The organism is Actinacidiphila sp. DG2A-62 (genome assembly GCF_035825295.1).
Classification (GTDB): domain Bacteria; phylum Actinomycetota; class Actinomycetes; order Streptomycetales; family Streptomycetaceae; genus Actinacidiphila.
Genome location: NZ_JAYMGI010000002.1, coordinates 1 through 16,646, shown reverse-complemented (window position 1 = coordinate 16,646; position 16,646 = coordinate 1). Strand labels below are relative to the sequence as shown.

The 16,646-nt window shown below is 70.0% G+C and carries 17 protein-coding genes and 3 pseudogenes; 8 read left to right on the top strand and 12 right to left on the bottom strand.

Features of this window, described 5'->3' with window-relative positions; translation table 11 throughout:
• Window positions 1–51: 51 nt before the first annotated feature.
• On the bottom strand, window positions 52–2,298 hold the full coding sequence (locus VSR01_RS00495) for an RHS repeat domain-containing protein (RefSeq protein ID WP_326447311.1): 2,247 nt from the start codon (window positions 2,296–2,298) through the stop codon (window positions 52–54).
• Window positions 2,299–2,641: 343 nt separating this feature from the next.
• On the opposite strand from VSR01_RS00495, the pseudogene VSR01_RS00490 reads away from it, so the two are divergent.
• The 4 genes and pseudogenes from VSR01_RS00490 (at window position 2,642) to VSR01_RS00475 (ending at window position 6,138) form a co-directional block, all read left to right on the top strand.
• Window positions 2,642–4,263, top strand: a pseudogene (locus VSR01_RS00490) (transposase).
• A complete protein-coding gene (locus tag VSR01_RS00485; RefSeq protein WP_326447309.1) occupies window positions 4,263–5,006 on the top strand; it encodes an ATP-binding protein in 744 nt (247 codons plus the stop codon). Before VSR01_RS00490 ends, VSR01_RS00485 begins: the two are co-directional and overlap by 1 nt.
• Window positions 5,003–5,554, top strand: coding sequence for a hypothetical protein (locus VSR01_RS00480; RefSeq protein WP_326447308.1), 552 nt, complete (start codon window positions 5,003–5,005; stop codon window positions 5,552–5,554). Before VSR01_RS00485 ends, VSR01_RS00480 begins: the two co-directional genes overlap by 4 nt.
• Complete coding sequence (locus VSR01_RS00475; RefSeq protein WP_326447307.1) at window positions 5,551–6,138, top strand: hypothetical protein; 588 nt, start codon at window positions 5,551–5,553, stop codon at window positions 6,136–6,138. The genes VSR01_RS00480 and VSR01_RS00475 overlap by 4 nt, the downstream gene beginning before the upstream one ends.
• Before the next feature lie 237 nt (window positions 6,139–6,375).
• On the opposite strand, the gene tpg is transcribed toward VSR01_RS00475, so the two are convergent.
• Window positions 6,376–6,735: a telomere-protecting terminal protein Tpg gene (gene tpg, locus VSR01_RS00465; protein WP_326447305.1), complete on the bottom strand. Its 360-nt coding sequence runs from the start codon at window positions 6,733–6,735 to the stop codon at window positions 6,376–6,378.
• A gap of 333 nt (window positions 6,736–7,068) precedes the next feature.
• Window positions 7,069–7,464, bottom strand: a pseudogene (locus VSR01_RS00460) (transposase family protein); the annotation flags it as partial.
• On the opposite strand from VSR01_RS00460, the gene VSR01_RS00455 reads away from it, so the two are divergent.
• Window positions 7,449–8,293 (top strand): IS5 family transposase gene (locus VSR01_RS00455; RefSeq protein ID WP_442785384.1). Its coding sequence is split into 2 segments (ribosomal slippage): window positions 7,449–7,791 and window positions 7,791–8,293, totalling 846 coding nucleotides; the frame shifts between segments, so codons are not numbered across the junction. The pseudogene VSR01_RS00460 and the gene VSR01_RS00455 sit on opposite strands and share 16 nt — an antisense overlap.
• 16 nt (window positions 8,294–8,309) lie before the next feature.
• Here VSR01_RS00455 and VSR01_RS00450 read toward each other — a convergent pair.
• Together VSR01_RS00450 and VSR01_RS00445 are read right to left on the bottom strand one after the other, a co-directional pair.
• Window positions 8,310–8,735, bottom strand: a pseudogene (locus VSR01_RS00450) (transposase family protein); the annotation flags it as partial.
• Window positions 8,723–8,971 carry a hypothetical protein gene (locus tag VSR01_RS00445; RefSeq protein ID WP_326447304.1) on the bottom strand — a complete coding sequence of 83 codons (249 nt, stop codon included), beginning with the start codon at window positions 8,969–8,971 and terminating at the stop codon, window positions 8,723–8,725. The gene VSR01_RS00445 and the pseudogene VSR01_RS00450, both read right to left, overlap by 13 nt.
• A gap of 298 nt (window positions 8,972–9,269) precedes the next feature.
• On the opposite strand from VSR01_RS00445, the gene VSR01_RS00440 reads away from it, so the two are divergent.
• Window positions 9,270–10,080 (top strand): IS5 family transposase gene (locus tag VSR01_RS00440; protein ID WP_442785383.1). Its coding sequence is split into 2 segments (ribosomal slippage): window positions 9,270–9,625 and window positions 9,624–10,080, totalling 813 coding nucleotides; the frame shifts between segments, so codons are not numbered across the junction.
• Between the two features lie 37 nt (window positions 10,081–10,117).
• Here the strand turns inward: VSR01_RS00440 and VSR01_RS00435 are convergent.
• Entirely contained in the window at window positions 10,118–10,819 is a 702-nt protein-coding gene (locus VSR01_RS00435; RefSeq protein ID WP_326447302.1) for a hypothetical protein, read from the bottom strand.
• 256 nt (window positions 10,820–11,075) lie between these two features.
• Here VSR01_RS00435 and VSR01_RS00430 point away from each other — a divergent pair, with 256 nt between their 5' ends.
• Window positions 11,076–11,552, top strand: coding sequence for a hypothetical protein (locus VSR01_RS00430; RefSeq protein WP_326447301.1), 477 nt, complete (start codon window positions 11,076–11,078; stop codon window positions 11,550–11,552).
• 170 nt (window positions 11,553–11,722) lie between these two features.
• On the opposite strand, the gene VSR01_RS00425 is transcribed toward VSR01_RS00430, so the two are convergent.
• The 5 genes from VSR01_RS00425 to VSR01_RS00405 form a co-directional block, all read right to left on the bottom strand.
• Window positions 11,723–12,220, bottom strand: coding sequence for a hypothetical protein (locus VSR01_RS00425; RefSeq protein WP_326447300.1), 498 nt, complete (start codon window positions 12,218–12,220; stop codon window positions 11,723–11,725).
• The gene (locus tag VSR01_RS00420) at window positions 12,217–12,387 is read right to left on the bottom strand and encodes a hypothetical protein (RefSeq protein ID WP_326447299.1); all 171 of its coding nucleotides are present in this window, start codon (window positions 12,385–12,387) and stop codon (window positions 12,217–12,219) included. The genes VSR01_RS00425 and VSR01_RS00420 overlap by 4 nt, the downstream gene beginning before the upstream one ends.
• 271 nt (window positions 12,388–12,658) lie before the next feature.
• Window positions 12,659–12,880, bottom strand: coding sequence for a hypothetical protein (locus tag VSR01_RS00415; protein ID WP_326447298.1), 222 nt, complete (start codon window positions 12,878–12,880; stop codon window positions 12,659–12,661).
• Window positions 12,877–13,680 (bottom strand): hypothetical protein, encoded by an 804-nt coding sequence (locus VSR01_RS00410; RefSeq protein WP_326447297.1) that lies wholly within the window; start codon window positions 13,678–13,680, stop codon window positions 12,877–12,879. Before VSR01_RS00410 ends, VSR01_RS00415 begins: the two co-directional genes overlap by 4 nt.
• Before the next feature lie 165 nt (window positions 13,681–13,845).
• The gene (locus tag VSR01_RS00405) at window positions 13,846–14,883 is read right to left on the bottom strand and encodes an ImmA/IrrE family metallo-endopeptidase (RefSeq protein ID WP_326447296.1); all 1,038 of its coding nucleotides are present in this window, start codon (window positions 14,881–14,883) and stop codon (window positions 13,846–13,848) included.
• 665 nt (window positions 14,884–15,548) lie between these two features.
• On the opposite strand from VSR01_RS00405, the gene VSR01_RS00400 reads away from it, so the two are divergent.
• Window positions 15,549–15,761, top strand: a complete 213-nt coding sequence (locus tag VSR01_RS00400) for a hypothetical protein (RefSeq protein ID WP_326447295.1) — start codon at window positions 15,549–15,551, stop codon at window positions 15,759–15,761.
• A 162-nt stretch (window positions 15,762–15,923) separates the two neighbouring features.
• On the opposite strand, the gene VSR01_RS00395 is transcribed toward VSR01_RS00400, so the two are convergent.
• Window positions 15,924–16,646, bottom strand: a 723-nt coding sequence (locus VSR01_RS00395) for a hypothetical protein (RefSeq protein WP_326447294.1), incomplete at its 5' end; no start/stop codon positions are given.

Genomic DNA, 16,646 nt, shown 5'->3' with positions numbered 1-16,646 from the left:
TCCGGCGTGTAGTAGCGCAGCCCGTTAGCTGCGGTGTTTGCCGAGCCGAGATCAGCGGCACCGAGCCGGATCTCGTCTTCTGCGAGAGATGTACCTACTCCACCCCCCCTTGAATCCACCTAGCACTGTGACAGCCAACTGCTGGGTGAGTTGGTCGCCTGCGGCGTCGTACTGGTCGGCGAGTTGGTCGCAGCCTTGGTTGTGGAGCATTTCGGCTGCCCGGTAGAGGCGGTAGGCGGGGCGGATGGGGAAGTAGGTGTCGAGGAAGTTTCCGGCGCCGCCGTTGCGGCCGGAGACGGCGTCGGCGAGGTCTCCGACGAAGGTGAAGGGGAGTTCGGCGCTTTCTTTCAGGCCGCTGCCGATGGCCTGGAGGCGGCTGGTGATCGGGTCGAGCCAGTTCTGGCCGGAGGGATCGATGCCATTGGTGGGGCTGTTTCCGGCGTAGGAGTAGGCGGAGGTGTAGGGGTCGCTTGGGCGGAGCTGGATGGGGTCGGTGCTGGTGAAGCGGCCGGTGGTGGGGTCGTAATTGCGGGCGCGCAGGTCGTAGCCGGCGGCGTTGGTGGTGGGTTCTTTGTACTGCCCGGTGTAGGTGAAGCGGTTGGTGGGCGGGTTGGTGGCGGTGTCTGTTTGGGTGAGTGCGCCGTAGGCGGTGTAGCTGTAGCTGGTCTGCAGGGCTCCGGCGGTGTCGGTGATGTCGGTGACGGAGCCGAGCTGGTCGTGGTGGTAGTAGAAGGGCGCGGCGGCGCTGGTGGTCTGGGACTGGATCTGTTCCAGCGGGTTGTACTGGTAGGCGGCGATGAGGCTGCCGCTGGCGCCGTATTCCGCGGCGACCTGGGGGAGGTCGTAGTTGGGGTCCCAGATGGTGTTGCGGAGCAGGCCGGTGCCGGCTTTGGAGGCGCTGGTGCGGTTGCCTTCAGCGTCGTAGCCGTAGGTGTAGGTGGCGCTTGGCGTGGTGAGCGACGACAGGTGGCTGGTGGCGTCGTAGGTGAAGGTGTTGGTGCCGTCGCCGGTCTGGTTGCCGTTCTTGTCGTAGGTGTAGCTGGTGGTCTTGTTGCCGGTTAGGGCGTTGCTGAGCTGGTCGGCAGCGTCGTAGGTGTAGGTGGTGAGAGTGCCAGCGGTGGTGGCGGTGGTGCGGTTGCCGACGCCGTCGTAGGTGTAGGTGGTGCCGGCGGTGGCGTCTGCGGCGGGGCACTGCGCGGCCAGGGTGGCCGAGGTGCAGTCGGTCAGGAGCCGGCCTGCGGAGTCGTAGGTGTAGTACTGGTGGCTGGCAGGCTTACCGGAACGGTTGACGTCGACGCGCTGCAGCTGGCCGGCTTCGTCGAGGGTGAGCTGCCAGTCTGCGAAGGTGGTGCTGCCCTTGGTGCTGCTGATCTCGGTGAGGCGGCCGTCGTTGTCGTAGGAGCGTTTCTCGGTGTAGCCGTTGCCGGTGGGCAGGATCGTGGCGGTCAGGTCCGCTGCGGGGTCGTAGCGGTAGACGGCGGTGCCGGCCGGCCCGGACTGGGTACGGGTGTTGCCGTCGTCGTCGTAGCTGTAGAGGGTGCGGCTGCCGGTGTACGCGGTGGTCGCGGTCAGGGCGCCGCTGAAGTGCCCGGCGCCGTCGCCACTCCAGGTCCGCACGTGGGAGCTGGAGTCGGTGGCGGCGATGCCCAGGCCGGAGCCGTAGTCGAACCGGCCGGCCACCGGTATCCCGTAGGACGTCCAGGTGTCGGCCTGGGGGATACGAGCGGAGAAGGTGCCGGAACCGGTGCCGGGGTAGACGTACACCTTGTGGTTGGTGGTGTCGTCGGCGGCGAAGTCGTCCTTGCCGTCACCGGTGAAGTCCCCGGCAGTGAGCTGGAAGTTGGTCCAGCCGACGCCGAGGTCGGTGCGGGTGCCTAGGGTGCCGGTACCAGTGCCGGGATAGAAGTACAGGTGGTCGTTGCCTGGGTAGATCGCCAGCAGGTCGAGCTTGTGGTCGTTGTTGAAGTCGATCGCAGTCAGACGCAGGCCGCCATAGTTGGCGCCGAGGTCGGTGCGGGTGCCGAACGTGCCGGTGCCGTTGCCCGGGTAAAAGTACAGATGGCCGCTGGCGGCGCTGGTGTCCTGCACCATGAGGTCGTTCTTGCCGTCGCCGTTGAAGTCGCCGCCGATGATGTTCATCGTGGTGTAGCCCGGCCCGACCTGGACACCTGCGGCGAAGCCGCCGGCGCCGTCGCCGGTGTACCTGCCTCGCCGCCCGAACGTTGGCCGCCCATTTGTCGGCCTGCGTACGGGTGCTGGTGGCTGCTCCGAGGCATCCGCCGGGGTGAGGTGGAGCATGTTCTCCAGCTGCGATGTGCCGCTTTCGTGTCAGTGGGGTGATGTCAGTGACGGCGTGTCAGGTTGAGTGTTTGTGCTGGTGGGGGTGGGAGTGGTGGTTTGGTTTGCTGACGTGGGGCGGCACATGTGGTGGGTGTCGCTGTCATGGCGCGGTACACCCTGCCGCGGCTCACTGTCATGGGAACGGCACTTCTGATCCGTTGGATGGACGTGCGGCTGCACCGTGGTGGGCGTCGGTGTCTGCAGTGGAGGAACGGGCGTGGGGGAGAGCGGTGGCGCAGCGCGCGTGGCCACCGGGGGCGGGCTGCCGGCGGCGTCGAGGGCAGCGTTGCGGGGCCCGGCGGTGCGGCGGCTGCTTGCTGTGCGGACGGCCGGAGGGCTGACGGCCTGCCATGTGCGGGTGGCCGCGGACGCGCTGGGGGTGACGGAGCGCACCGTGTGGCGGTGGCTGGCCGCCGCCGGGCGCGACGAGGCCGCGGCCGCGCGGCCTGGTGCCCGGGCCCGGGAGGATACGAGGTTCACGGTCACGCCTGAGGTGCGCTGCCTGCTGGCGTTGTGGAAGGGGAACGTGCGGGCGGTTCATCGTGAGCTGGTCGCGCGGGCTGCTCGGCAGTCTCCGCCGGGATACGTGCCGTCGTTGACGACGCTGCACCGGGCGCTGCGCCGGGATCTGGATGCGGGGAGCGCGCCGGTCTCGCTCTCGGGCCGGAGGCGGCACGGGCCCACGACGTGTTCGGCAAGCGGCCGGCGTCGTGGCGCAACCACGCCTGGGAGAGCGACCACGTCCAGGCCCCGCTGCTGGTCGACGCCGACGGCGACCTGGTGCGTCCGTGGATCACCTGGTTCATCGACACTGCCACCAAGGTCATCACCGGTACCGCCGTCACCCCGGGCCATCCCTCCCGCGCGTCGGTACTGGCGGCCTTGCGCGCTGCCGTGGTGCGGGAGGAGCCCTACGGCCCGGCCGGGGGAGTGCCGGAACAGGTGAGGGTGGACCGGGGCAAGGACTTTCTGTCCACCGCCGTCACCACCGCGCTCGGCGCGATGGGCGTGACCGTCAAGGACCTGCCCGCCTACAGCCCCCACTTGAAGGGCACGGTGGAGAACCTCAACCGGGCCGCAGACCGCATGCTGTTCGCCGCCCTGCCCGGCTACACCGCCGGCCCCACCGCGCGCCGCGGTTCCGGCAGACGCGGACGCACCGCCGGTTCCGAAAAGCCAGCATCCACCCTGTCGTTCCAGGATTTCACCGAGCAGGTCCTGACCTGGACGAACTGGTGGAACACCGCGCATCATCCGAAAGCCCTGTCAGGCCGTACACCGCTGGAGGCGTGGCAGGCCGATCCGACCCCTGTCACCGACATCCCCGCAGCCGACCTGTGGGCCTTCACCCTCGAAGACGACGGCCGGCCCTGGAAACTGACCGGCCACGGCGTGCACTGGCGCGGCCGCACCTACAGCGCCGCGTGGATGACCGGCCAGGCCGGCATCCGGGTGCAGGTGCGGTACATGCCCCACCACGACCACCGCATCGAGGTCTTCGACCCCGTCACCGGCCGCTACCTGGGTTCTGCGGACCTGGCCGACCAGGCCACCGCAGAGCAGATCAGTGCCGTACGCAAAGTGCGGGCCGCGCGCACCCGCCGCCTGAGGAAGGATCTCGAGGCATCCCAGCGCGAGCGCTACGCCGCCGCCACGAAGCCCGCCCCGCCCCGCCGCCTGGGCGCGCTCAGCGCCGCTGAGGCCGACCGCGAGCTCGGCGAGGCCGCCGAGTCGGACCTGTCGAAGCTGGCGCTGCCCGATCTGATCCCGCACGCCCCGCCGCCGGCGCACTGGCGCACCCCGCCCGCCGTCGCGGCCGGCACCGCCCCGCTCCCGCCCGTCTCCGCTCCAGACGATGTCCCGCCGGACGCTCCGCCACACGCAGTGCCGGAGCCGGACACGCACCCGGCAGGAGATGCCTGATGACCGCTGCCACCTACCAGTACGTCGACCTGCCCGACGCCGCCGTGGTCACCACCCGGGCACTGCTCACCGCGCGGGAGAACATCACCGACACCGTCGCCGCACGCGCCATGATGTGCATTCACGGCGGTGCCGGCTTCGGCAAGACCCTCGCGGTCAACATCTGCCTGCACGAACTCGAACCCGCAGAAGACGTCCGCCGGGTCACCTTCCGGGCCCGCCCCACGGCCCGCGCGGTGCGCTACGAACTGTTCACCGCGCTGGACCTGCCCGGCGAGCCGCCCCGCCACCCCAGCGAGTTCGACCGCCTGCTGAAGAACGCCCTGGCCGAGCATCCTCGCACCTTCTTGGTGGACGAGGCCCAGTGGCTCAACGGGGAGGCGTTCGAGTACTTCCGCTACCTGTGGGACGAGCCCGCCACCCGCTTCGCGGTCGTCTTCGTCGGCGGCGAGGGCTGCCACACGGTGCTGCGCCGCGAACCGATGCTCTCCTCGCGGGTCTTCATCTGGCAGCACTTCACCCGCCTCACCCCCGAAGAGGTCCAGCAGGTCATCCCCCTGTTCCATCCCGTATGGGCCGGCGCCGATCCCGACGACATCGCCTTCGCCGACAGCCACGCCGCGCACGGAAACTTCCGCGCCTGGGCCCAGCTGACCGCTCACACCCGCACCGCGCTCGCCCGCACCGGCCGCACCACACCTGACCGGGAACTCCTGCGCTGGGCCTTCAGCCGCCTCGCATGACCGCCCACCCCACCAGCACCACCACGCAGCCTCCTCCGGTGGTGCTCGTGCTGGACCGCTACGACGACGCGGCACACACCCACGCCGCTCTGGCTGCCCACGACTCCGCTGCTGGCCGGATCACCCTGCATCCCGGGCCCGGCACTACCAGCGACACCGCCCTTGCCCACGACCTCCTGGCTGCCCTGGGCAAGCCGCCGCTGCTGCCGGGCCGCTACCCGCCGGGCCGGCAACCGGCATGGGAGGCCGCCACAGCCTGGATCCACGCCATGCCCCCAGCCCGCCTCACCGTCCTGCGAGCCCACCGACTCACCACCCGCCGTCTCGAGCAACTCCTGCGCCTGCGCGAGGCCACCGGCATCACCTTGACCCTGGTCTGCCACCGACCCCGCCCGCCGCGCTCCACCGGGCTCTGCACGCCCTGCCCCACACCGTCACCAGCGACCTCGGCACCGCCCGCCGCCACTACTACGACGGCGCCCCCACCCCCTCCGCGGGCCTTCCCACGCCAGCGTCCCTCCCACGCCCGCCGACGGCCCGGTGGATGACACTGCCCGCCCTGGACCGCCTTGTCTCCTACAACCCCGCCCAGCCCTGCACCGGCCCGTGCACGCCCGCACCGATCGACTGGAAGCAACGTCCACCACCCCAACCGCTCACTGATGCAGCCGCTTTGGAGATCACCCGCAGAATCCACCAGGCGACCGCCCACCCGCGCTCGGCCGCCGCCCTCATCACCACCCTGCTGACCGGCGCGTCCTTCCAGCAACTCCTCACCGTCCGCACCGACGACCTCGGCCCCGACGCAGCCACCATCGCCTTCCACGACCCCGCCCGCTACACCGACGGCTGCGCCACCCACCCCACCCCGACCTGGGCCCGCCCGTTCCTGCGCGCCGCCGCCTGCTACGCCACCCTCACCGGCAGCCAGGAACTACTGGCCCACCCGAACGAACGCCACCACCTCCTGCGCCTCGCCGAGAGCGCCAAACTGCGCCCGACCCAACCTCCGGGACGGCGCAAGGCCGCGCCCGGCGGGCCGGTGGTGTGGGACTGGGCGGAGCACAGGGAAGCCGAGCACTACCAGCGACTGCTGGCCGTCCCACGCACGGCGCCCACCCGCGACCGGTAGCCCCCGGCACCCCACACTCGCCCTCGTACGGGGGAGGGCCGGGTCAGCCGACGGCGAAGTCGGCGAACTCCACGTCGCAGAAGGCCACTCGAAGCCCGTGGGCCCGCGTCTCACCGTCGCGGAAGTAGGCGTGCCCCAGTGCCCGGGCCAGGATGACCATCTGCTGCGCCTCACTGGCGCCGGCGTCCCGGGCGGCGAACAGCTCCCGCGCGACCGCACCGGACAGGTGCTGGGTGATCAGCCGCCGGCGGGGTCGTCGGAGGAACCGGCCGCGGAGGCGAACCCGAACCGGGCCCGGGCGTGCACGGACAAGCCGCGCTCCTCGGCCCGCACCCGCAACCGCTCGCGAATCCGGGGCTGCCACCGCGCCCGGACGACGTCCTCGATCACGCGCCTCTGTACCGCGCCTGGCGGGCGCCGCCCCGGGCCAGGCGTGACCCACCGCTGCACGGTCCGCTGCGAGACCCCCAGAACCCCCGCCAGCCTCTTCGTGGAGCCCTTCTCCAACCTGAGCAGGAAGCCCAGCCGGGCTGTGACACTGCCCGGCAGCGGCCGGGTACGCAAAGCCCGCTCCAGACCGTCATTGATCTCACCCAAGGCCCGCTCCTCTCACACACCGCTGTCGGTACCCAGGTGTCCCACACCCTCACTGCGGCCCCCACCCTGTTCCTGCGTACCGCTGCCCGCGACGGCTTCCTCTGCTACTCGTTTCGTGGTCTACAGGGCTGCCAGATCGAGTGGGCGGCGCCGTACGCCGGCAGGCGCCGAGGGGCAATCTCTCTAGGTACGGCTGTCGGTACCGCCCGGGGTGCCCTACGGCTCGGCCTCCGCCTTCGGGGGCCATGTCGTTATTGGCATATGCCTAAGGGCTGTCCCGTAATTGATCTTCGGGAGTCTCGGACGTGGGTCGATGCTCGGTGGTCGTTGGCCTCAGGCGGCCTGGAGGAGGTTATGCAGGCGGGCGATGCCGAGCATGGCGTGGTGGACACCCTCGCCCTTGAGGCGGCAGTCGCGGAGGATCTTCCAAGTCTTCATCCGGGCGAAGACGTGCTCGACGCGGGCACGGACCTGCTTATGTTCGCGGTTGTGCTCGGCCTGCCATTCGGTGAGCTCGCCGCCGCGTGGCCGGCGGTGCGGGATGACCAGGCCCGTGCTCGGGTAGCCGCCGTCAGCGATCGTTGCGGTCCGGCCGACCGCGTCCTTGGCGCCGGATTCCTCCCATGCCTTGCAGTCGTTCCGGTTGCCGGGAAGGGGCTTGCCAATGGCGACGACAGGGCGTGTCTTTCGGATCATCGGATCGTTGGTCTGGTGTGTCGTTGACCGACGCCCAGTGGGCGCGTATCGAGCCGTTGCTGCCGGATCGGACCCCTCGGCGGGGTGGGCGTTGGCGTGATCACCGGCAGGTGATCGATGCGATCGCCTACAAGTACCGCACCGGCACGCCGTGGGCGGACCTGCCCGGGCATTTCGGGTCGTGGAAGGGCGCCCACAACCGGCTGCGGATGTGGGCGGCCGACGGCACCTGGGAGAAGGTCTTCACCGCCCTGCTCGCGCAGGCCGACGCCGAAGGCGACCTCGAATGGGTCGTCGCGGTCGATTCCACCGTCGTCCGCGCTCATCAGCACGCCGCCGGGGCCCGTCAAAAGGGGCTCCGGCAGGCGAGCCGGACGACCATGCCCTCGGACGGTCCCGCGGCGGGCTGACCACCAAGATCCACCTCGCCGCGGACGGCCGGTGCCGGCCACTCGCATTCGTGCTCACGCCGGGCCAGGCAGGCGACGCCCCCGCGTTCGGGCAGGTCATGGCCCGGTTACGGGTGCCCAGACGGACCGGCCGCCCCAGAATCACACCGGACGCAGTCCTGGCCGACAAGGCTTACTCGTCCCGGGCGATCCGCCTCCACCTGCGGCAGCGGAAGATCCGGGCGGTGATCCCGCAGCCCGCCGACCAGGCGGCGAACCGCAAGCGGCGCGGCAGTCGCGGCGGCCGCCCGCCGGCCTTCCACCGCCGGGCATACAAGCAGCGCAACACCGTCGAGCGGTGCATCAACAAGCTCAAGCAATGGCGCGGCCTGGCCACCCGCTACGACAAGACCGCAACCATCTACCTCGCCGGACTCCACCTCGCCGCCATCCTCATCTGGTCAGCACGATGATCCGAAAGAAACGCCCTAGGCGGGTGTCGGCGTCGATGACCACCTGGTGGTTGGTGGAGTACCGGTAGTTCTTGGACTGCTCGGCGATCGTGTGGTCGCGGGTGGGCACGAGGGTGCCGTCCACGATCAGCACGGTGCCCTTGCGGAAGCGTTGTCGCGGCTTGAGCGCGAGCTGTGGGCCGATGTGGTCGATGATGCGGTTGGCCGCCGACTTGGACACCCCGAACAGCGGCGCGAGCTGTCGCAGCGTCAGGTTGGTACGCCAGTAGGCGGCGACCAGCAGGACCCGGTCCTCCAAGGGCAGGCCCCATGGCCGGCCGGGGCGGCCCGCGTTAGCGCCCTCACGATGCAGCATCGTGGTCAGCTTGCGGAAGTCGCGGGGGCTCAGCCCGGTGAACGGGGCTATCGAGGACGGCTCCGACGCCGTGATCACACCAGCCACCGCAAGATCATCCCACCGCTTCGGGACCCCCCGTGTGTCAGTGCGGCCCGGCACTGCTCCACCTGTTCGGCCACCTGCTTCATGAACCAGCGCACGATCTCGTACGGGATGACGTGCTCGTCGTGGCTGTGGAAATGGACGGACGGCTCCAAGTCCGGGTCCTCGTCGGGAATCACCGCCACGAGGAAGGCGGCTCCGGGCATGTGGGTCGCGGCGTTGGGGATCTCGGTCCACACGGCCGGCGCGGACGGCTTCGCTTAGCTCCACGCACCAGGCGTCGTCGGGCAAGGAGTAGTGGAACTGCACGGCGTAGTGACGGCCTGCGTGTTCTCGCAGCTCTGGCATGTCCGCAGGCTGCCACGGGCTCCGGGCTGGAGTCGCGTGGATATCGGGCGAGGTCGACCGGTCGCCGCCGGGCCTGTCGCTCGGCGGCTCGACAAGCGGTTACGGGACAGCTCTTACAGCGGCTAACACAATGAGGTGGTTCGGTCCTGGTGGCCCTGTCCAGGGTGGTTGTTGCGCGTTCGGTTTGGTGTGAGTGCTGAGCCGTGGAAGGTGTCGGATGACTTGTGGCAGCGGATCGAGCCGCTGTTGCCGAGGCGGGAGCGGCGGTTTCGGTATCCGGGCCGCAGGCCGGTGCCGGACCGGGATGTGCTGTGCGGGATCTTGTACGTGCTGCATACCGGGGTGCAGTGGGAGTACCTGCCCAAGGAGCTGGGCTTCGGCTCAGGGATGACGTGCTGGCGGCGGCTACGGGACTGGAACGAGGCTGGAGTCTGGCAGCGTCTTCACGAGGTCCTGCTCGCCGAGCTCAACGCGGCCTCGCGCCTGGACTGGTCACGATGCGTGGTGGACTCTTCGCACGTCAGGGCGTTAAAGGGGGCTCGCGACGGGCCCGTCGCCGGTCGACCGAGGCCGGGCGGGCTCGAAACACCACCTGATCACCGACGGGCACGGCACCCCGCTGGCAGTGCTGCTCACTGGCGGCAACCGCAATGACGTCACCCAGCTCCTGCCACTGCTCGACGCGGTTCCGCCGGTGCGCGGCCGACGTGGCCGCCCGCGCCGCAAGCCCGACTCGCTGTTCGCCGACCGCGGCTACGACCACGACGTCTACCGCGACCAGGTCCGCGCCCGCCGCATCGTGCCGGCCATCGCCCGCCGGGGAACCAGGCACGGCACCGGCCTGGGAACCTACCGCTGGGTCGTGGAACGCACCTTCGCCTGGCTCCACGGGTTCAAACGACTCCGCACCCGCTGGGAACGAAGGGCCGACATCCACGAGGCCTTCCTCAAACTCGCCTGCTGCCTCATCACTCACCGACAACTCAGCTCATTGTGTTAGCCGCTGTTAGCTCGGTGAGCGTCGTGTGCCGCTGGCCTCAGCTTTCTTGCGGGGCTGGCTGGTCTTGTGCCTGGCGGCGCAGGGCACGTTGGGCTTGGGCGCGGGCGCATTCCCGGGTGCAGTATTTGACGCCACTGGTGCGGTTTTGCCCGTACTCGGCGCGTCCGCGTTGGCGTACGAAGGGGCGACGGCAGGTCTCGTTGGCGCATTCGCGGATCGTGGCGTCTTCGGCAAGGTGGTTGTAGAGCTGCAGGAAGGCGACCGAGAGGATGGTGGGGTAGCGCTCGGTCAGGCTGCCGATGCCGATGCTGAACGGTTCTAGCGCGCCATTCAACTCAGCCACCAGGTCGCCGATCTTGATGTCCAGGACGAGTTCGCGCAGATGGCCCAGGTCGCGTGGCCATGCCTCGTTCCGATGTGTGTTCTGGGAACGCCAGTACGCCAGCTGCTCCTCGCCGACTTCGGGCTCGATGAGCGCGTCGAGTCCGCCTTTGCGCCGCAGGGCGAGCCAGGTGGTGATGGCCGCCTGGGCCTGCGTGATGTAGAGCGTGGCCAGTTCGCCATGCAGGCAGAACGGACCGTGTCGCGGGTGCTCGCGCTCGGTGAGCTCCTTGAGGCGCTCGTATTCATCGACGTCCCAACTGCCGGTGGTGATGCTGCCGCCCAGGTGTCCATAGGTGCGCATCAAGGTGGCCACGCCGTCGAGATCGGCGGGGTCAAGTTCCATGAACTCACGCAAGTAGAAGTCCTCCGGAAGCGGACTGGTCTCTTGGGTGCCTCGTACGTGCGGCTCCCAGACGATCCAGTCGCCGTCGGCTCGTGCTTTGGGTACGGGCTCCAACTCCGGCGTGGGTACGGGTGTCCCCGGCCAGAGCGTGGGACGAAAGCGTGGGTCAACGTATGCCGCCATACGGGGCATCATAGCTATGCGGGGGTGGCACGAAAAGGGAGTTGTTCGTATCACGCACGCGGAAGCTGGGAAGGGGTAGGCGTCGTTGACGCAATGGCAGGACCGCAAGAGAGTCGGCGAGGCGCACGAGCAGCGCATCGCCGCAGAACTGCAGTTACGCGGATGGACGGTCCAGCGCTGCGGACAGGGCACCTTCCCGCCTGCGATCAGGCATGCTCTGGCGCGTACCGATTCCGCGTTGCGGTACTTCCCTGACCTGATCGCTGCCCGCGACGGTGAACTGGTCACCATCGATGCCAAGGACCGCATGCCGAGCACCCACTCGGACCGCTACGCGATCAGCACCGCTGCGCTGAAAGCGGGTCTGCTTTTCACCGCCACCCACGCCCCAACGCCGATGTACTACGTTTTCGGTGACTTGAGCGTCCTGACCCCTTCTGAGGTCCACCACTACAGCACGCACACCCGACATCACCCCAGTGGAGCCTGGGTCTTGGTCGCCACACGCCAGGCACATCCCTTCGAGGAAGTCTTCGGTACGAACACCGCTGTGGCCGCTTAAGCGGCGCCGACGACGTGGCGGATTGCGGTCCGCGCACCGGTGAGTGGGCTGGTCCCGGTCCTACGCGCTCCACCACGGTTTGAGGTCCTTCAGGTGTGCGGCGACAGCATTCAGGTACGCGGTCTCGTGCTCGCGCAGGGGCCGTAGATCGATCACGGACGGTGGGATGTTCATGCCGGCGTCGTTGTCCAGCGGGGAGCGGTCCACGCCTGGTTCATCGCCAGGCCGGCGGTGGCGCGCAGACGATCGACGAGGTTCTGGTACGCGGCCCCGACCGTAGGTGATTCCAGGAGGGTCCACGCCTGGTGGTAGGCCAGGCGGGACTGGATCTCCCGGAGCGTCTCGGAGAGCCGGATGCGTTCTTCGGCGGGCTGGTCGGCGCGCCGCCGGCGGATCGCGTACGGCAGCTCCTTGTACGCGCTGTACGTCGCGAAGGCCTCGGCGAAGGCGGCGCGCAGCCGGTTGCGTTCCTCCTCGTGGCTCTTGCGGCGGGCGAGCCAGATGTTGATGCTCGCGGTGATCAGCGCGGCGAGGAACGCACCGGAGAGCACTCCCAGCAGCAGCGTGGTTCCGCCCCCGGAGGCGGCGGTGTGCACGGCGGGCGCGGTCGTGTGGGCGATCACCGTTGAGGGAGCGACGGGCGGCGCAACGAGCGGCAGACGGGTCATGCGGCCTCCTGGGCGGTGTGCGGGGCCTCGGGGCCGGCCCACTCGCCGGTGCGGCGCCACCATTCCTCGCGCAGCAGATGGGCGAGGACCAGCCCGAGGAGCACGACCGGTCCGTCGCGCCGCCGGTCCCAGCGCTGCTCGGGGGATCTTCTGGGTACCACATGCACAGCGAGTCGTCGTCGTAGCGGTGGGGGGAGTGCCGCGGGCCGTCGGAGAAGACGTGCGGGGTGTCCGGCCGCCCGCGGCCGAAGACGATGGTCACGGTCTGCTCGGGCAGATCGGGGTCGCGGATGTCGATGGCCACGGCGAAGCCGCCTCGCAACGCTCTGGGCGGGCGTACTGCCCGCACGGCCAGCCCGGTGGAGGCGATGCGGTGCTGGAAGAGCAGCCGCGGGGCCGGCCTGGAGAACCAGGCCTGCCGGTGCGGTCCGGGGCGTGTCACTGACCGGTGCCGTCGCCGAAGGCGCGGGTGGGGGGCAGCGTCACCGCCGCGCCGCCGAGCCCGAGCGTGGCCGTGGAGACCGGGGCTGGCTGCCGCAGAGCGGCGATCCGGGCGCCGAGGCCACGCGGGGAGGGGTCGGTGAGGTAGTTGTAGAACACTGTCGACAGCGCCGTCTGCACGGCCTGCCGGTCACTGTCGCTCGCCAGGGCGCGGGTCACGCCGCCGGCGGCCGTGCGCAGCCGGCGCGCCGCCACGTCCCGCGAGACCAGCAGCCGCACGTTGGGGAGACTCCCGCCGGGTCGAGCGTCGCCGAGCCGGAGGCCACCCGGGCCGCGGCCTTGTTGAGCACGGTCTGCAGGCCGCCGGCCATTCCCATGCCCGGCGTCACGAACTCCCACGCCCACACGGTCAGGTTGTGGGAGGAGAAGCCGGGCTCGCTGTACTGCTTGTTCCAGGCCTTCAGCAGCCGCACGATCCGGCGCCGGGTCCGCCGCAGCGCCAGGCTGCCCGAGGTGAACAGCTCCACGTGCTTCTCGGGGTCCGACGCCTCCCACCGGTTCTGCTTCAGGTTCGGGATCCACAGCCCCGACCCGTCGCGGCGGGTCAGCGCGACGACGAGGTCGACGGTGGGGTCCTGGCCGTCGACCGGCTGGCCGAACGTCAGCTTCGGCCCCCGCTTGGATGTGCCGCACCGGGCGTTGGGGTAGACCTTCCGCACCGCCGGCCCCAGCAGGGCGCACAGTTCGGCGGCGATGTCCCGGGGCGTCTGCCCGCCTCCGTCCGGGCCCAGATGCGGGTAGACCCGCCGGTCCAGGACCAGGCCGCCGTCGCCGTCGCCGACCGGGTGGATGAAGGTGTGCTGCGCCAGGGAGCCGCTGGCGTAGGTGCGCTTGGCGCCCTTGAAGCCGCTCGCCGAGGAGCGCACCAGTTCCAGGCGCTTGCGCGCCTCGGCCAGGGGCTCGGGGTGGGCGTCGATCTGGGCGCGGATGTCGTTGAGGATGTCTTCGGTGTGTCCCATGGCGAGCTCTGTTCGCTGTAGGGCCCGTGGGGCCCGGGTGGCGCCCCCGCGTGGGGCGGGACGCCACCGGTGGCGTCCACCGATGCCTGACGTCACACCGGGCGAATCGTCCGAGCCCGTGGCAGAACCGCTGGTGAGAGCGGGTATGAGGGGCCCCGGGCGGAGCTATTCCAGGCAGTCCCGGCAGATGGTGCTGCCCGGCGGGAACTGCACCGTGGACTTCTTCAGGTAGCACCGGGTGCACATTGGATCTGCGGCGGCCCGGGCGGCGGTGCAGCCGCAGTGTCCCTGGGGGCACTGCGGCTGCCGGCACTGCTCGCAGTCCCCGGACACCGCGAAGCCCTCGTGGCAGGTCTCGCAGATCCACCCCGAACGGAATCGGTTCGTGCCGGTGCCGGGCCGGGGTGCGGTGAACCGGCGCCAGGCCACCTGGTCGACGCCGAGGACCGCCACCAGGTAGTCCTGGTCCATCCAGTCGGCCTGACCGTACAGATCCTCGCCGCGGTGCCCGTCGCGGAAGAGGATGTGGGTCCGGTCCACCTGGGCGCTTCCGCGGCTCTTGAGTGCGGCACGGACCAGAGGGGTGGCCGCCTGGTCGGAACCGCGGGCCGGCGGGATCATGCCGTGGCGGGCCGCGAAGACGACTGTGCCGTCTGTGTCGAGGAGCACCACGGTGCCGCTGCTGATGATGAACTCCGAGGCGCGCACGCAGCAGGCCTCCCGTGAGGCCCGCGAGCTTTCGAACAGCGCGACCACGTCGGCAGCAGTCGGCCCCCTCTCCCGCAGGTGGTCGGGAAGTTGGGACTCGGGCAGCAGAATGCGCGCGGCGAAGGCGTCACACGCCGCTTCCTCCAGAGCTTCGGAGTCGCTCCAGTCGAACAGCCGGTCGCCCAGGTCCGGGTCGGTCTGCTGCAGGTGGTGCCCCAGCTCGTGCAGGGCGGTGAACCCTTGCCTCCGCAGCGACCGCGCCTGGCCGACGTGCACGGTGGGCGGCACGGTCTCGTCGTCGTAGCTGCCGGCCACCGAGCAGCGGCCCCCGCCGCCGCTCTCGGGCACCATGCGTATCTGAATCTCCGGCCAGGCGCCCAGCTCTGCCAACGTCTCCGTACGCAAGGCTTCGCGCCGGCCCGGGTGCCGCTGCTCCAGTACGGCCAGCATCGCGCGCGCCTGCTCGGGCGCCGCCGTGGTGAAGACCCGCGCCATCACGCCTCCCTTTGCCGCCCGTGGCTGGCCAGAAACTGCTTGAGGCGGGCGTCCCAGTCCGGGAACTGCCGCCGGTCTCCCGCGCGGCTAGGGCGAAGGCGCCGTACCCGGCCTGCCGCCGTGCCTGTACCTCGTCTCCCGCGCCGTGCTTGGCCAGGTGGGTCATCACCGGTCGCCACCGTGGGTGTTCCACTGCCTCGACCAGATCTTCGGGCAGTGGCTGGACGGTGTCGGCGATCTGCTCCTGCGACAGGCCCGTCGCACGGGCGAGGCCGGCGATGTCCTCGGGCTCCAGGAGTTCCTGCCCCGCAATATCGCCATGACCTGGGACTGGGGCTTGCCCAGCGCTTTGGTCAGCTGTGCGATGTCGGGCTGGCCGACCGAGGAGGACGGCCAGAGGTCCCTGGGCGGGGCTGGCACCGGCGGCCGAGGCCAGTCCGGGCGCCGCTTGCAGCTCGGCCAGGTCGTCCTCAAGTTCGGCGCGCAGGGCCACCGAGTCCTCGAACAGCGATGCCGGAGCGCTCCCCGCGCGCATGCCCACCGCGGGATCCCCGGGTCGGCCTTGGGCCACGGCTCTGGTGCACCCGACGAGGTCGCTGTCCCAGGCATCGAGAACCTGATCCAGTACGCGTACCGGAACGGTCTGCGCCATGCCGGCCTAGACGGTGACATCGACGCCGAAGACCGACCGCCTGCTCGTCCAGAACCAGGCAGGACTCGTCTTCCGCCGGAGGATCCAACGTCACCGGCACGGCCCACACGTCACGGTCGCCAACGTCCAGGACCAGCACGAGCACGACGGCACTGTTCCAGCGAGCCCGCCACACCTGGCCTTCCTCGATGCGCACCTGCTCAGCTGCCCCGAAACGCTCGCGTAGCCGGGCAGGCTGCAAGTCCGGCTTGGCAGCCTGCGCTGCCAGACGCAGCAGATGTTCCGGCACTTCCCATTCATGCATGGCTTCCTCCTGCATCGACGCCCCCAGCAGGCCTCCACCACGTTCTGACGTCACACCGCACGCCGAGTCTGCTCCGGTCCGCTCTCAGGCGGTCTTGGCTGCCGCTGTGCACAGCAGCATCACCTCCGCCATCACTGCCTGCGCGTCCGGCTGCTCCCCGACCAACAATTTCAGTTTCTCCCGCACCCGCTGGACGCGCAGATAGGCCTGAGAACGTCCGCAGCCCAGGAGCTCCTGGGCGGCAGCGGCGGGAGAGGGGCCGTCCAGAAGCAGGACCAGGGCACACTCCTCGGCGGATAGTCTGCCCACGACCTCCGCAGCGCTCACGGCGACATCGAGCTGGTCCTCCTGGAGGATGACGGCACGCTGCGGGTCCAGTACGTCCTCGCGGTCACCGCCGACAGGCAGATCGGCAAGATCACTGTCCTCCGTTGCGACCTCGACGGGGTCCAAGGACGCCGGGAACCGCTGTGCGAACACCGACACCAGCGCCGCCACCTCCACCGACCCCTGCGCTGTGCTCAGCACCGCGCGCAAGATAGCAACGATCGACGCCCGATCAGCCACCGGCGAGCGACGCTTCTGGCTGGACCACACCGGAACACGGACGTCCGTGACCGCGTACGCCGCCTGTACAAGCCCGCTCAGGGCCCCGGACCACGGGCCAGCCTGCGAGCCGGAAAGCCGCCAACGGCCGCTTCCCGCATGGCTGGCCGGGACCCGTCCGAACGCGTCGTCCACCTCCAGGACGTCCTCCAACCGGCGACGCAACGCTCCGCGGGGCGTCTTGCGCACCCAGTCAATCAA